General features: G+C 53.4%; 11 protein-coding genes. 6 read left to right on the top strand and 5 right to left on the bottom strand.

Annotated elements, in window-relative coordinates; genetic code table 11:
• Positions 1–114 precede the first annotated feature (114 nt).
• The gene (ybiO, locus tag OGY67_RS19205) at positions 115–2352 is read left to right on the top strand and encodes a mechanosensitive channel protein (RefSeq protein WP_286574380.1); all 2238 of its coding nucleotides are present in this window, start codon (positions 115–117) and stop codon (positions 2350–2352) included.
• On the opposite strand, the gene rlmF is transcribed toward ybiO, so the two are convergent.
• Entirely contained in the window at positions 2349–3275 is a 927-nt protein-coding gene (gene rlmF / locus OGY67_RS19200) for a 23S rRNA (adenine(1618)-N(6))-methyltransferase RlmF (protein WP_048226015.1), read from the bottom strand. The genes ybiO and rlmF overlap by 4 nt on opposite strands.
• 210 nt (positions 3276–3485) lie before the next feature.
• On the opposite strand from rlmF, the gene mcbA reads away from it, so the two are divergent.
• From mcbA to ybiJ, 5 genes are all read left to right on the top strand, one after another.
• Positions 3486–3746 (top strand): DUF1471 family periplasmic protein McbA, encoded by a 261-nt coding sequence (gene mcbA / locus OGY67_RS19195; protein WP_048235782.1) that lies wholly within the window; start codon positions 3486–3488, stop codon positions 3744–3746.
• 290 nt (positions 3747–4036) lie between these two features.
• Positions 4037–6322 (top strand): catecholate siderophore receptor Fiu, encoded by a 2286-nt coding sequence (locus tag OGY67_RS19190; protein ID WP_286574379.1) that lies wholly within the window; start codon positions 4037–4039, stop codon positions 6320–6322.
• A gap of 43 nt (positions 6323–6365) precedes the next feature.
• Complete coding sequence (gene ybiX / locus OGY67_RS19185; RefSeq protein ID WP_048214623.1) at positions 6366–7043, top strand: PKHD-type hydroxylase YbiX; 678 nt, start codon at positions 6366–6368, stop codon at positions 7041–7043.
• 75 nt (positions 7044–7118) lie between these two features.
• A complete protein-coding gene (locus OGY67_RS19180) occupies positions 7119–7385 on the top strand; it encodes a DksA/TraR family C4-type zinc finger protein (RefSeq protein WP_286574378.1) in 267 nt (88 codons plus the stop codon).
• 300 nt (positions 7386–7685) lie between these two features.
• Positions 7686–7946: a DUF1471 family protein YbiJ gene (gene ybiJ / locus OGY67_RS19175; RefSeq protein ID WP_286574377.1), complete on the top strand. Its 261-nt coding sequence runs from the start codon at positions 7686–7688 to the stop codon at positions 7944–7946.
• A 98-nt stretch (positions 7947–8044) separates the two neighbouring features.
• On the opposite strand, the gene OGY67_RS19170 is transcribed toward ybiJ, so the two are convergent.
• The 4 genes from OGY67_RS19170 to rhlE form a co-directional block, all read right to left on the bottom strand.
• Positions 8045–9130: a malate/lactate/ureidoglycolate dehydrogenase gene (locus OGY67_RS19170; RefSeq protein WP_258735705.1), complete on the bottom strand. Its 1086-nt coding sequence runs from the start codon at positions 9128–9130 to the stop codon at positions 8045–8047.
• A 162-nt stretch (positions 9131–9292) separates the two neighbouring features.
• Positions 9293–10261, bottom strand: a complete 969-nt coding sequence (ybiB, locus tag OGY67_RS19165) for a DNA-binding protein YbiB (protein WP_048214626.1) — start codon at positions 10259–10261, stop codon at positions 9293–9295.
• 29 nt (positions 10262–10290) lie between these two features.
• Positions 10291–12441 carry an ATP-dependent DNA helicase DinG gene (gene dinG / locus OGY67_RS19160; RefSeq protein WP_032942770.1) on the bottom strand — a complete coding sequence of 717 codons (2151 nt, stop codon included), beginning with the start codon at positions 12439–12441 and terminating at the stop codon, positions 10291–10293.
• 96 nt (positions 12442–12537) lie between these two features.
• The gene (gene rhlE, locus OGY67_RS19155; RefSeq protein WP_003831551.1) at positions 12538–13884 is read right to left on the bottom strand and encodes an ATP-dependent RNA helicase RhlE; all 1347 of its coding nucleotides are present in this window, start codon (positions 13882–13884) and stop codon (positions 12538–12540) included.
• Positions 13885–14038: the final 154 nt, after the last annotated feature.

Genomic DNA, 14038 nt, shown 5'->3' with positions numbered 1-14038 from the left:
TCAACCTCCCTTCGCCCGAAGGGAGGTTTTTCACCAGAATCCTCTCATTTCAATTCCCTCCCGCTCTGACATCTATACTTATCCTTTTGAATTTATTTTCTCATGGGAGGAGTCATGCGCTGGATCCTGTTCATCTTTGTTTGTCTGTTGAGTCTTGCGACTCAGGCAGTGACGATACCTGGCGTCACCTCGCCAACGTCAACCAACGCACAAACCGCGCCAACGAAAGAGCCGGATGTTGAACAGAAGAAAGCGGCCTACGGCGCACTGGCGGATGTGCTGGAAAATGACGCCTCACGTCAGGAACTGATCGATCAGTTACGCAAAGTGGCGACAGCGCCCCCTGCCGAGCCGGTGCCAACCATTGTTCCACCCACATTAACAGAAGAAAAAACGGTGCTGGAAAACGTCACCGATGTCACCCGACACTACGGTGAGGCGCTCTCCAGCCGCTTTGCCCAGCTTTATCGCAATATTACCGATGCACCGCACAAGACCTTTAACCCGCAAACGTTCACCAATGCCCTGACTCATTTTTTAATGCTGGCGGCGTCAGTGTTCGGGTTTTACTGGCTGATCCGCCTGTGCGCGCTGCCGCTGTATCGCAAAATGGGGCAATGGGCGCGGCGGAAAAACCGCGAACGCAGCAACTGGCTGCAGCTTCCGGCGATGATCGTTGGCGCATTCATTATTGATTTGCTTCTGCTGGCGCTGACATTGTTTGTCGGGCAGATACTGAGCGACAGAATGAACGCCGGCAGTCGCACCATCGCCTTTCAGCAAAGCCTGTTTCTCAATGCCTTTGCCCTGATTGAATTCTTCAAAGCCATTCTGCGTCTGATATTTTGCCCAACGGTGGCCGAACTGCGTCCGTTTAACATTCAGGATACCGGTGCGCGCTACTGGAATCGGCGTTTGAGTTCATTAAGCAGTTTGATTGGTTACGGGCTTATAGTTGCCGTTCCCATTATCTCCAATCAGGTCAATGTGCAGGTCGGCGCGATGGCCAACGTCATCATCATGCTGTGTATCACGCTATGGGCGCTGTACCTGATTTTCAGAAATAAGAAAGAGATAACGCTGCATTTACAGAATCTGGCAGAAAGATCGTTAGCTTTTTTCAGCCTGTTTATCCGCGCCTTTGTGTTGGTATGGCACTGGCTGGCCAGTGCCTACTTCATTGTGCTGTTTTTCTTTTCGCTGTTTGATCCGGGCAACAGTCTGAAATTCATGATGGGCGCTACGCTGCGCAGCCTGGTAATCATTGGAATTGCCGCCTTTGTTTCCGGCATGTTTTCCCGCTGGATAGCCAAAACTATTACCCTTTCGCCACACACCCAGCGCAGCTATCCGGAACTCCAAAAGCGGCTGAATGGCTGGCTGTCGACGGCGTTAAGCGTGGCCAGGATCCTAACGGTGTGCGTTGCGGTGATGCTGCTATTGAATGCCTGGGGACTGTTCGACTTCTGGAACTGGCTGCATTACGGTGCAGGAGAAAAAACGGTGGATATTCTGATCCGTATCGCGCTGATTTTATTCTTCTCCGCCATCGGCTGGACGATCCTTGCCAGCCTGATTGAAAATCGTCTGGCCTCCGATATCCACGGCCGTCCGCTACCCAGCGCTCGTACCCGCACCCTGTTGACGCTGTTTCGCAACGCGCTGGCGGTGATCATCAGCACGATCACCATCATGATTGTGCTGTCGGAAATTGGCGTTAATATCGCCCCATTGCTGGCCGGGGCCGGGGCGCTGGGGCTGGCAATCTCTTTCGGCTCGCAAACGCTGGTAAAAGATATTATTACCGGGATTTTTATTCAGTTTGAAAATGGCATGAACACCGGCGACCTGGTGACCATCGGTCCACTCACCGGTACGGTTGAACGAATGTCCATTCGTTCTGTGGGCGTGCGTCAGGACACCGGGGCGTACCATATCATTCCCTGGTCATCGATAACGACCTTCGCCAACTTTGTGCGTGGAATTGGATCGGTCGTCGCCAATTACGACGTAGACCGCCATGAGGATGCGGATAAAGCAAATCAGGCGTTGAAAGACGCGGTTGCTGCGGTGATGGAAAAAGATGATATTCGCGGGCTGATTATCGGCGAGCCGTCGTTTGCCGGGATTGTAGGATTAACCAATACGGCATTCACGCTACGGGTCTCGTTTACCACCTTGCCGCTGAAGCAGTGGACGGTACGTTTTGCACTCGACAGCCAGGTGAAGAAATACTTCGATCTGGCCAACATACGCGCCCCGGTACAGACGTATCAAGTGTTACCTGCACCAGGGAATGGCCCTGCGTCGGCGGCAAGCGAACCGCTACCGCCAACCGAGCCAACGCTTTAGCGTTTACGCGCCATAAAACGACGACGCTGATCGTTATCCATAAAGGTCCAGGCAATAAAGCGACTCTGCTTTTGTCCCTGGGCCATCTCTTTCTTGACCACTTTCACCGCGCCCGCATCCGTTAATGCATGGTACAGCGGAGGCAAGTTCTCACCGCGCGACACCAGCGTGGTGAACCACATCACCTGGCGACCAAAGGCCTGGCTTTCAGCAATCATTTTCTTGATGAACGCCACTTCACCGCCTTCACACCACAGCTCCTGCTGCTGTCCGCCAAAGTTCAGCGCATCGTCTTTGTCCTGTCCCAGATTACGGCGTTTGCGCTCGCTTCCGGCACGGGCTGATGCCGCAGAATCATGGAATGGCGGGTTACACAATGTGGCTTCATACTGCTCATTTTTGTGAATGATGCCGTTGAAGATTGCCGTTGCATCTTTCTGGCGACGCAGACGAATAGCACGGGTTAATCCCGGATTGGCGTTGACGATCGCCTGAGCGCTGTTAAACGCTTCGCTACTGGTTTCACTACCCGTGAATCGCCAGCCATATTCATGCACGCCGATCAGTGGATAAATACAGTTTGCCCCCACTCCCACGTCCAGCACGCTCGCATTTGCCGGAATGGTTCCGCTGGTTTCACCCAACAGGTCGGCCAAATGGTGTATGTAGTCAGCACGACCAGGCACCGGCGGGCACAGAAAACCATCTGGAATATCCCAGTTTTTCACCGCATAAAAATGCGCCAGCAGTGCTTTATTAAGCGCCTTTACTGCCTGCGGATTCGCGAAATCAACACTCTGCTCACCGCCGGGCGTGAGGGTGAGAAATTGCGTCAGCTCGGGCGTAACCTGGCATAAAGTCGCAAGATCATAACGGCCATTGTGGCGGTTGCGTGGGTGTAATCCCGGTTTCTGGGCGGACATAGCATTCTCCTTTTAACAGCGGCGTAAGATACCCGCATAACGCCACGCGGTAAACACACACAACAAGGAAATTTGATTTTTTACACCTGTTTGACGCCTTGCTGATTGTTCAAAAAACAGACAGTTCATCACCAATTTTTTGCGGTAAATGTCATCCGCTGACGACCTAAACTTATCAGGCACACCTGTTGTTTTTCAGAGGACATCACCATGAAGAAATGCCTCACACTACTTGCTGCTACCGTACTTTCCGGCATGACATTTGCCTCCTTTGCTGCACAGCCCAACACTAGCCCTGCAACCGGTCAGCTACATGCTTCCGGCACCGTATCCGCTACCGGCGCCTCTAATCTGAGCGACCTGGAAGACAAGCTGGCGGAGAAAGCGAAAGAGCAAGGCGCAAAAGGCTTTGTCGTTAATTCTGCAGGCGGTAAAAATCAGATGTACGGCACCGCAACCATCTATAAGTAACCCCTTCTCAGCCCAACTGCATTCATCCCGAATGCAGTTTTCTGCGCGCTGTTCACTTCATTGCAGTTCAATTTGTAATCAATATGTTGGCATTTTGAATCCAATGTAAATAAATGTATTTATTTTTGAATTAATGAATGCTAAAACGTCGCACTGATTAGTAATGCTTATCAAAATCATTATCAATTACACATTCATTTCCGCGAGGCCTGCAGGGTATAACATCCATAGAGATGTCCCTTCGCGCGAGTGAAACCGTCCACTCAAGAAATAATAAGTCACTCATTAACATGGATAAAAATCGCAACTTGCCGTCCAGTAGCTTTCACTCACTGACTTTTTTTGCCGGTCTGTGCATTGGCCTGTCCCCTATAGCTCAGGCTGTCGCTGCGGACGACCAGGATAAAAAACAAGAAGACACTCTGATCGTTGAAGCGGCCAAACCTTCGCTGTACGCCCCAACACAGTCTGCCGACCCTAAATTCTCCCGTCCGGTGGCGGATACAACCCGCACCATGACGGTGATTTCTGAGCAGGTGATTAAGGATCAAGGCGCAACAAATCTGACCGACGCGCTGAAAAACGTCCCGGGCGTTGGCGCATTTTTCGCCGGTGAGAACGGTAACTCCAGCACCGGTGACGCGGTTTACATGCGTGGTGCGGATACCTCGAACAGTATTTATATCGACGGTATCCGTGATATTGGCAGCGTCACGCGCGACACCTTCAATACCGAACAGGTGGAAGTAATCAAAGGTCCTTCCGGTACCGACTATGGACGTAGCGCACCGACTGGCTCTATCAATATGATCAGCAAGCAGCCACGCACTGACTCAGGAATCGATGCATCGGCCAGCGTCGGTAGCGCCTGGTTCCGCCGTGGTACGCTGGACATGAACCAGGTCATCGGCGAGACCACCGCCGCACGTTTAAACCTGATGGGTGAAAAAACGCATGATGCTGGTCGCGATAATGTTAAGAATGAACGTTACGGTGTGGCCCCCTCTCTCGCTTTTGGCTTAGGGACTGAGAACCGACTGTACCTGAACTATCTGCATGTCACCCAACACAACACACCGGATGGCGGCATCCCTACCATTGGCCTGCCGGGATACTCCGCACCTTCTGCGGGGACTTCTGCACTGAATCATTCAGGCAAAGTGGACACGCATAATTTCTACGGTACAAACTCGGATTACGACGATTCGACAACCGATACCGCGACGATACGTTTTGAACATGACCTGAACGACAGCACCACTATTCGCAACACCACCCGCTGGTCGCGCATTAAACAGGATTATCTGATGACGGCGGTGATGGGCGGCGCGTCTAACATCACCCAACCCACCAGCAGCGTCGACAGCTGGACCTGGTCACGCCTGGCAAATACCAAGGATGTCAGCAATAAGATCTTGACCAACCAGACCAACCTGACCTCAACGTTCTACACGGGATCCATCGGTCACGACATCAGCACCGGCGTGGAGCTGACGCGCGAAACACAAACCAACTATGGCGTGGCGCCGATCACCCCACCACCGGTGAATATCTATCACCCCGACAGCAATGTGAATATCGGCGGATTATCTCGTAACGGCGCCAACGCTAACGGGCAAACAGACACCTTCGGTGTATACGCTTTTGATACGCTACAAATTACCCGTGAATTCGAGCTGAACGGTGGTATTCGCCTCGACAATTACCGGACTGAATATGACAGCGCCACCGCTTGCGGCGCTTCCGGTCGCGGCGCAGTCGCGTGCCCGACAGGCGTGGCTAAAGGTTCCCCGGTCACCACTGTAGATACTGCCAAATCAGGCAATCTGGTGAACTGGAAAGCTGGCGCGCTGTATCACCTGACCGATAACGGTAACGTGTACATCAACTATGCCGTTTCTCAGCAACCGCCGGGCGGCAGCAACTTTGCTCTTGCTCAGGGCGGCAGCGGTAACAGTGCGAACCGTACCGATTTCAAACCGCAGAAAGCGAAAACCAGCGAGATCGGCACCAAATGGGAGGTGCTGGATAAGCGCCTGCTGTTAACCGCCGCGATTTTCCGCACAGATATTGAGAATGAAGTTGAGCAGAACGACGACGGTACCTATTCCCAGTACGGAGAGAAACGCGTTGAAGGCTACGAGCTCTCGGTAGCAGGTAACATCACTCCCGCATGGCAGATTATTGGGGGTTACACCCAGCAACGCGCGACCATCCACAGCGGTAAAAACGTTGCTCAAGATGGATCCTCTTCCCTGCCATATACACCGGAACATGCATTCACGCTGTGGAACCAGTATCAGGCTACCGATGATATCTCCGTTGGCGCAGGCGCTCGCTACGTGGGCAGTATGCATCGCGGTTCCGACGGTGCGGTGGGTACGCCATCCTACACTGAAGGTTACTGGGTCGCTGACGCCAAACTGGGCTATCGCGTGAATCGCAATCTCGATTTCCAGCTAAACGTCTATAACCTGTTCGACACCGATTATGTATCTTCCATAAACAAGAGTGGATACCGCTATCATCCGGGCGAGCCAAGAACTTTCCTGCTCACCGCCAATATGCATTTCTAATCCATCGCGTGGGGCGTAAGCCCCACTTTCAGGAGAAACACTGATGATGTACCACATTCCCGGCGTTCTGTCGGCGCAGGATGTAGCCTGGTTTCGCGAACAACTGGACGCTGCCGACTGGGTTGATGGCCGCGCAACCACCGGCGCTCAGGGGGCGCAGGTTAAAAACAACCAGCAGGTGAATACGCAAAGTGAACGCTACGGCGTTTTACAACAGGCGGTACAGACTGCGGTAAATAACAGCGCGCTTTTCTTCGCCGCAGCACTACCGAAAACGCTCTCCACACCGCTGTTTAATCGCTACCAGGACAACGAGACCTACGGTTTTCACGTTGACGGTGCGGTGCGTAGCCATCCGCAAAACGGCTGGATGCGCACGGACCTTTCCGCAACTTTATTCCTGAGTAACCCGAATGATTATGAAGGGGGAGAACTGCTGGTCAATGATACTTACGGCCAGCATGCGGTGAAGCTTCCGGCAGGCGATCTGGTGCTTTACCCTTCCAGCAGCCTACATTGCGTCACGCCAGTGACCCATGGCGTTCGTGTAGCGTCTTTTATGTGGATACAGTCGATGGTCCGTGACGACAAAAATCGCGCCATGCTTTTTGAACTGGATAAAAACATTCAATCCCTGAAGGCTCGCCATGGGGAGAGCAGCGAGATCCTGTCATTACTCAATCTCTACCATAACCTGCTGCGCGAATGGTCTGAAATCTGATACTGCTGGCGCGTGGTCGTTTTTCAACCATCACCTTCGCTATACTTAGTCTGTAGACATCAGCAGGAGGTACACATGGCATCCGGATGGGCAAATGACGACGCGGTTAACGAACAGATCAACAATACTATTGAAGATGCTGTTGCCCGCGCTCGCGGTGAGTTACCGACGGGGGAAAGTCTGTATGAATGCGAAGAATGTGGGGATCCTATCCCTCAGGCCAGACGTGAGGCCGTGCCAGGGGTACGCTTATGCATCACCTGCCAACAGGATAAAGATTCACATAACTCAGCATTTTTAGGATATAATCGCAGGGGTTCGAAAGACAGCCAGCTACGTTGACTTATCTTTACCAAAAGTTTCAGCGCATACGATTTCCTTTACGAGCACGCTTTTTTGCACCCTGTGTAGCAAAATGTGCCGTTGTCGCCTTCTCTGTAAAGCGCAATGACAAGAACTGTAAATCCCTTACTCGAATTTATTAATATTCAATAAGTTATTTGTCATTCAATTTTTTTGATTGATGTCGTCAATTCTATTCGATTTTCTCTCACCAAAAAAAACGTGATACTTATCACATCGACGGAACAACGTCTTCTTAAAGAACACTGACTAACAGAACAACCCTGCGAGAGATTAATCATGAAAAATATCAAATTTGCTGTTGCTGCCATCGCCCTGTCCACCCTGTCATTTGGCGTTTTCGCTGCCGAGCCGGTTTCCTCTACTCAGGCGCAAAACATGAACAAAATTGGTGTGGTATCTGCTGACGGCGTCACTACGCTGGACGGCCTGGAAGCCAAACTGGCTGAGAAAGCGAATGCTGCTGGCGCAACTGGGTACAGCATCACTTCCGCTATCGGCAAAGACAAAATGAGCGGCACCGCGGTTATCTATAAATAACCGAAAGATTACCTGTACGACCCAATGCTCCAACCCTCATTGACCCTGTTTGTTACCCTTTGTTTGCCCGTCCGCCACTGGACGGGCTTTTTTTTTGCCTATTGTTTCAGCCGTTGGCAGAATTCCTGCAACACGGCGTCTGGCATCCCAATTTGCAGTGCCGCCTCACAAATCGCTTGCCAACTTCCGGCATCCAGCGGAATACCGTGTTCCAGCCGTTCCTCGCGAGTGTTCACCTCCCACTCCCCAGGCAACAGGATCGGGGCATCTTCAGCATGCGGGGACGCTTTCACCCACTCAGCAAATGCCGCGACCTGGTTGTCGCAGTCCGGCGCGCCGAACAGTTGTGGATTCATAATGATGGTGGTCATACAGTTAATGATGGCGTCCGCGCTGGTCTGCAGGCTCTCTTCATGTGTGGTTTTACCGCCAGAAAGCGCACCGCCCATAATTTCGCACATCGCCGCCAGCGCATACCCCTTGTGCTCGGCAAAGGTCAGCAACGACCCCAGCGGAGAAACCTGCATTACCGCAGGATCGGTAGTGGGAACACCCGCCACATCAATCAGGCATCCTGGAGCCACCGGCTCGCCCTTATGCCATGCCACACGGGTTTTGCCAAACGCGATGGCGCTGGTTGCATAGTCCAGCAACAGTGGGAAGGTATTTTTACGTGGAAACACGACGCAGAAAGGATTGGTGCCAAAACGGCTATCGCGCCCATGAAACGGTGCGACCATCGGGATCCCCACCACATTCACAAAATGCACCGAGACAAAACCTGCTGCCGCACATTGCTCCGCCCAGTAGCCAATACGGCCGATATGGTGCGAATTATGTAATGCCACGGCAGCGATTCCGTACTGACGCGCTTTTTCGATTCCAAGCGTGATTGCCTCGTGCGCTGCCACCTGACCAAACGCAAAGTCGCCGTCAAGCGTAATCACCGCCCCCGCATCTTTTACCACTTTGGCATGACGGTTGATCTGCAGATGTCCCTGCGAGAATGAACGAATATAGCTTGGGATCATACCGATGCCATGGGAGTCGTGACCGGCGAGGTTAGAGGCTATCAGATGGTCGGCCACCAGCCGCGCCTCCTGATCATTGCTTCCCATCTGATGAAAAACGGCCTGGATAAAGGCGTGCAGCGTTGGCACATGGAAGCGATGTCCACTGTTCATTGTTATCTCCTGTTGTGTCGCGGGTTTGTTGTGTTTCTTATTTTTCAACAAACTATGCTGCGCCACGGTGCGCTGGAGGTCAATAAACGTGCAGAAATTTCACATTGCCGAACAGAGAGAACCGACAGGCCAGGCAACAGGCCCGTCGGGATAACAAATGGTTTAGAAACTTTGCTCGACGCGGGCAAGTCCTTCAGCCAGTGAGGCGGACTCACCGGTTGCCACCAGGCAGCAGGCCATCTGGATTTTCAACGATGCCGGAACAGGCTCACTGCCAGCCAGACAACGCTCAATCCAGCGCGCGGTGGTTTCCGGGTCTTTTGCTACCGGTAGGGGTACCGGCTCGTCAGGCATCTCGCTCTGTCGGTCTTGTAGCACTCGCACACCGGATGAATCTATCAGGCTTATCTGCGGGCAGCGCTGCGGGTTGGCATACACTTCGCCCTCGGTACCATGCATCAACAGGCCGCGCCCACCGATATCGCCGAAGAACTTCGCCACGCGCGAAACATATTCCGGGTGGGACACGCTGGAAAGACGCAACGCGGCATCTTCAGCAAACGGCGTGGCTAATTTAGCCAGCGTATGTGCACTGTTACGCACACCCATGCGCCAGCGCATCGCCAGCTGTTTCTCCAGCGGAGGGCACAGCGCGCTCACCGGAATAAACACCGGCTCATGACCATCCAGCTTTGCCTGCGCCTGCCCGGCATGCAGCGTTGGCGTAATCCCCATCAGTTCAAAAATGGTTTCAGTCAGTACGCGGGTTGGATCCTCGCTGACGCCGTGCACCACCACCGGAAAACCGAGTTTATGCAGTAAAATCGCCAGCAGCGGAGTCAAATTCGCCTGCTTGCGCGCGCCATTGTAGCTGGGAATGACAATCGGCATGGGTTTGGTTACCGGCGGAGTCAGTCGAATGGTGTGGTTTTGCATCGCTTCGTAAAAGCCCAGCATCTCCGCTTCACCTTCGCCCTTGATACGTAGCGCAATCAGTACCCCGCCCATCTCAAGGTCAGGTACGTCGCCGTTCATCATATGGGTATACAGTCCGCGAGCAGTATCCTTATCCAGGTCACGCGCGTGATTTTTTCCTCGCCCAATCTCTTTAATGATTTTGCGGTAATCCATCGATAACTCCTTGCCTGTTGCTCGCATCGTTAACGCCGACGGCGGCGCGTGGGTTTCGCTTTTTCTTTTGGTTTTACTATAACGTCTGGCACAGCAGGTTGCTCTATCGGAAATATGGGTAACGCGTTCAGTAAACGCTTGCCATAGCTTTTGGTCAATAAACGCTTGTCATAAATAACCACTTCTCCCCAGCAGCCATGGCTACGGATGAGTCGCCCAACCTGCTGGATCAAATTGAATGACGCCGCAGGCAGGCTCTGCACCTCGAAGGGGTAGCGGTTCAGACTTTTCAACCACTCGCCCTCGGTGATCACCACCGGGCTGTCGATAGGCGGAAAAGCAATTTTGTGAATATGCACCTGAGTCAGCAGGTCGCCTTTCAAGTCCAGACCTTCAGCAAAAGATTGCAGCCCAACCAGCACACTGCGCTCGCCGTTGGTCACCCGTTTGCGGTGCAACTCCACCAGACGGTAGCGCGGCTGATCGCCCTGCACCAACAACAGCAGGCGCAGATCGGTAACGTGCTCAAGAAAACGCTGCATCGCCCGACCGCTGGCAAAAAGTACCAGCATGCCCTGATGCTTTTTACTCTCCAGCTGTTCGCGAAAATAGGCGGCCATTTCCGCGATATGCTGCTCTTCGTTATCAATTAACGGTTCGTAGCGCATCTGCGGAATGACTATTTTGCCCTGTTCAACGTGATTAAACGGTGAATCCAGCGCGACAAACCGGTCCCCTGCTTTTTCTTTCAGACCGCTCATCTCCTGCAAACGCGAGAAGCTGTTGAGAGAGCGCAGCGTTGCGGAAGTGACAATAATATGCGGGACGCTACGCCACAGCAGTCGTTCGAGCTGATCGCTCACACGGATCCCCACGCAGTGGAACCAGACGTGGATCTGCCCGTCACGCACCTCGCGCGTCGCCCATTTACTCACCGGCGCGCCTGACGATTGCGCGAGCGATGCCAGCCGCCACAGTTTGCTTTGCGCCTCAAACATGCCCAGCGCCCGGTTCATCTGCAAAATAACCCGATGCAGACGCACGATATCGTGAGTGCCGGTTTTTTCGCTGAGATCGTTGAGGAACAGTTCCGCCAGACCGCGCAGCATTTCCGTTAGCTTTGCCAGACGCTGACAAATCTCCATCACTTCCGCAGGCAATTCACCCATCGCAAAGCGGTGCTCCGCCTCCTGGGTAGCGGGCATATACAGATTAAGAATGTTATTGAGCGATGAAATCAGCTCATACAATTCCTCACAGTGACCGTTCAGACGCTCGGCATTCGCCAGCGGCGGCGTGGTCTTCGGGCGGAACTGCTCCAGGCAGGTAGCCACTAATTTGCAAAACAGATCCAACTGCAGTCGATACCAGGGGGCGCTGATTTCTGCGCTCATCTCCAGCGCATCGCGCGCGACATCCGGCAAATGGTGGCCTTCATCAAGTACCAGCAGTAGGTTTTTCGGCTCCGGCAAAACGGCTTCGCTTTCCATGGCCGCCATTACCAGCGCATGATTAGCCACGACCACTTCAGCTTCCTGAATCTCCCGGCGGGCGACAAAAAAAGGGCATTCACGATAGTAGTGACAGTTGCGATTCAGACAGCTGGCTTTATCGGTGCTCAGACGCTGCCAGAGTCCGTCGTCGATAGCGATATCGGTGTGGTCGCGCAGCCCGTCCCACTTGTAGCTGTCGAGATCGCCTTTTAGCCTGGCACAGCGCTTTTGTTCTTCCTGGTTGTTGGGCGTCAGGTCATCGTCGAGAAAAGCCAGCAGATCCTGCTGATTGGGTTCAGTGCTGGCCAGCGCCGCTAAGTTACGCGGGCAGACATAGCGTCCGCGACCAAACGCAGCCGTAAAACGCAGGTCGGGGATAATTTTGCGCAGCAGCGGTAAATCTTTGCTGTAGATCTGGTCCTGCAAAGCGACGTTGGCGGTACTGACCACCAGCGTTTTTTGTTCTTCACGCGCGATGGCAATACCGGGAATCAGATACGACAGGGTTTTCCCCACTCCGGTCGGTGCTTCAATCGCCAGATGCCGCCCTTCTTCCCCGGAGAGCGTTTTCGCGACGTCAGCAATCATCTGCCGCTGCGGCGCACGGGGGATAAAGTCGGGGATCTGTTCCTGAAGCGCCTTGTACCAGGCGGCGATTTGCGCTTTTAGCGCAGCCGTAAGTGCCATGAGAAAACCTGAAATACTGTATAAACAGCCACTATTGTGGCACTTTCTATCCCGTGTCGCAAAAAGAAAAGCCCGACCTTTCGGCCGGGCTCGCAATTACTGCGCTGCAGACGGTTTGCGCGGACGGCGCGGTGGACGAGGTTTATCACCTGCCGGTTTGCCTTCGCCGCTACGCGGTTTCGCTTTTGGCGCTCCGCCATCCTGACGACGCGGCTGCTGTCCGCGCCCTGCTCCGCCCTGCCCACGACCACCGCCGCCGCCACGCTGCTGACGACCGTTCTGGATCGGCTCAGCTTTAATGGACGGGTCTGGCTCATAGCCTGGCGTTGCAATACGCGGGATCTCTTTTTTCAGCAATTTCTCGATGTCACGCAACAGCTTGTGTTCATCGACGCACACCAGAGACAACGCTTCGCCGGTAGCGGCCGCACGACCGGTACGACCAATGCGGTGCACGTAGTCTTCCGGGACGTTTGGCAGCTCGTAGTTCACCACGTGCGGTAACTCTTCAATGTCCAGACCTCGCGCGGCAATGTCGGTCGCTACCAGCACGCGAATATCACCGGATTTAAAATCAGCCAGCGCACGCGTACGCGCACCCTGAGATTTATTACCGTGGATAGCCGCACTGCGGATGCCGTCTTTATTCAGTTGCTCTGCCAGATGGTTCGCGCCATGTTTGGTACGGGTAAACACCAGCACCTGCTGCCAGTTGCCCTGACCAATCATCTGAGATAGCAGTTCGCGTTTACGTTTTTTATCAACGAAATGAACGTGCTGAGTAACCTGCTCTGACGCGGTATTACGACGCGCCACTTCGATTTCCAGCGGGTTGTGCAACAGTTTTTCGGCCAGCGATTTAATGTCATCAGAGAACGTTGCCGAGAACAACAGGTTCTGACGTTTTGCCGGCAGTTTTGCCAGAACGCGACGAATATCGTGAATAAAGCCCATATCCAGCATGCGGTCAGCTTCATCCAGTACCAGGATCTCAACCTGATCCAGTTTCACCGCATTCTGGTGTTCCAGATCGAGCAAACGACCCGGAGTGGCGATCAGCACATCTACGCCGCCACGCAGCTTCATCATCTGCGGGTTAATGCTGACGCCGCCGAAGACCACCAGCGAGCGAATATTCAGATACTTACTGTAATCACGGACGTTTTCGCCAATCTGGGCCGCCAGTTCGCGGGTTGGCGTGAGGATCAGTGCACGAACCGGACGACGGCTTTTACCATGCGGCTGATTGGTGATCAGGTGCTGCAACAGCGGCAGGGTAAAACCTGCCGTTTTCCCCGTACCGGTCTGGGCACTAGCCATCAGATCGCGGCCTTCCAGCACGGCAGGAATAGCCTGCTGCTGAATAGGGGTAGGTTCACGGTAACCCTGCTCGGCAACGGCACGTAAAATTTCAGGGTTTAAACCAAGGGAATCAAAAGACATAACAACTCCGAACCGCCCTGACCGTTACCGGTGTCGTTTTCAGGGAGATACATACAATAGAGATGACAAAAACCACAATGTCATGAAGGGGCGGAGTGTAGCAGTTTTTGTGATGTGCCGCATAAATTATCCCTTCACTGGAAAATAACGCTCC

It is taken from the genome of Citrobacter sp. Cpo015 (assembly GCF_030333035.1).
GTDB lineage: Bacteria > Pseudomonadota > Gammaproteobacteria > Enterobacterales > Enterobacteriaceae > Citrobacter > Citrobacter portucalensis.
Note: the sequence above shows the minus strand (reverse complement) of the source record. Positions and strands in the feature narration are given on the sequence as shown.

Bases quoted from the DNA above. Each gene is read 5' to 3' on its own strand.
- ybiO (WP_286574380.1), top strand. From the start codon at position 115: ATGCGCTGGATCCTGTTCATCTTTGTTTGTCTGTTGAGTCTTGCGACT.
- rlmF (WP_048226015.1), bottom strand. From the start codon at position 3,275: ATGTCCGCCCAGAAACCGGGATTACACCCACGCAACCGCCACAATGGC.
- mcbA (WP_048235782.1), top strand. From the start codon at position 3,486: ATGAAGAAATGCCTCACACTACTTGCTGCTACCGTACTTTCCGGCATG.
- OGY67_RS19190 (WP_286574379.1), top strand. From the start codon at position 4,037: ATGGATAAAAATCGCAACTTGCCGTCCAGTAGCTTTCACTCACTGACT.
- ybiX (WP_048214623.1), top strand. From the start codon at position 6,366: ATGATGTACCACATTCCCGGCGTTCTGTCGGCGCAGGATGTAGCCTGG.
- OGY67_RS19180 (WP_286574378.1), top strand. From the start codon at position 7,119: ATGGCATCCGGATGGGCAAATGACGACGCGGTTAACGAACAGATCAAC.
- ybiJ (WP_286574377.1), top strand. From the start codon at position 7,686: ATGAAAAATATCAAATTTGCTGTTGCTGCCATCGCCCTGTCCACCCTG.
- OGY67_RS19170 (WP_258735705.1), bottom strand. From the start codon at position 9,130: ATGAACAGTGGACATCGCTTCCATGTGCCAACGCTGCACGCCTTTATC.
- ybiB (WP_048214626.1), bottom strand. From the start codon at position 10,261: ATGGATTACCGCAAAATCATTAAAGAGATTGGGCGAGGAAAAAATCAC.
- dinG (WP_032942770.1), bottom strand. From the start codon at position 12,441: ATGGCACTTACGGCTGCGCTAAAAGCGCAAATCGCCGCCTGGTACAAG.
- rhlE (WP_003831551.1), bottom strand. From the start codon at position 13,884: ATGTCTTTTGATTCCCTTGGTTTAAACCCTGAAATTTTACGTGCCGTT.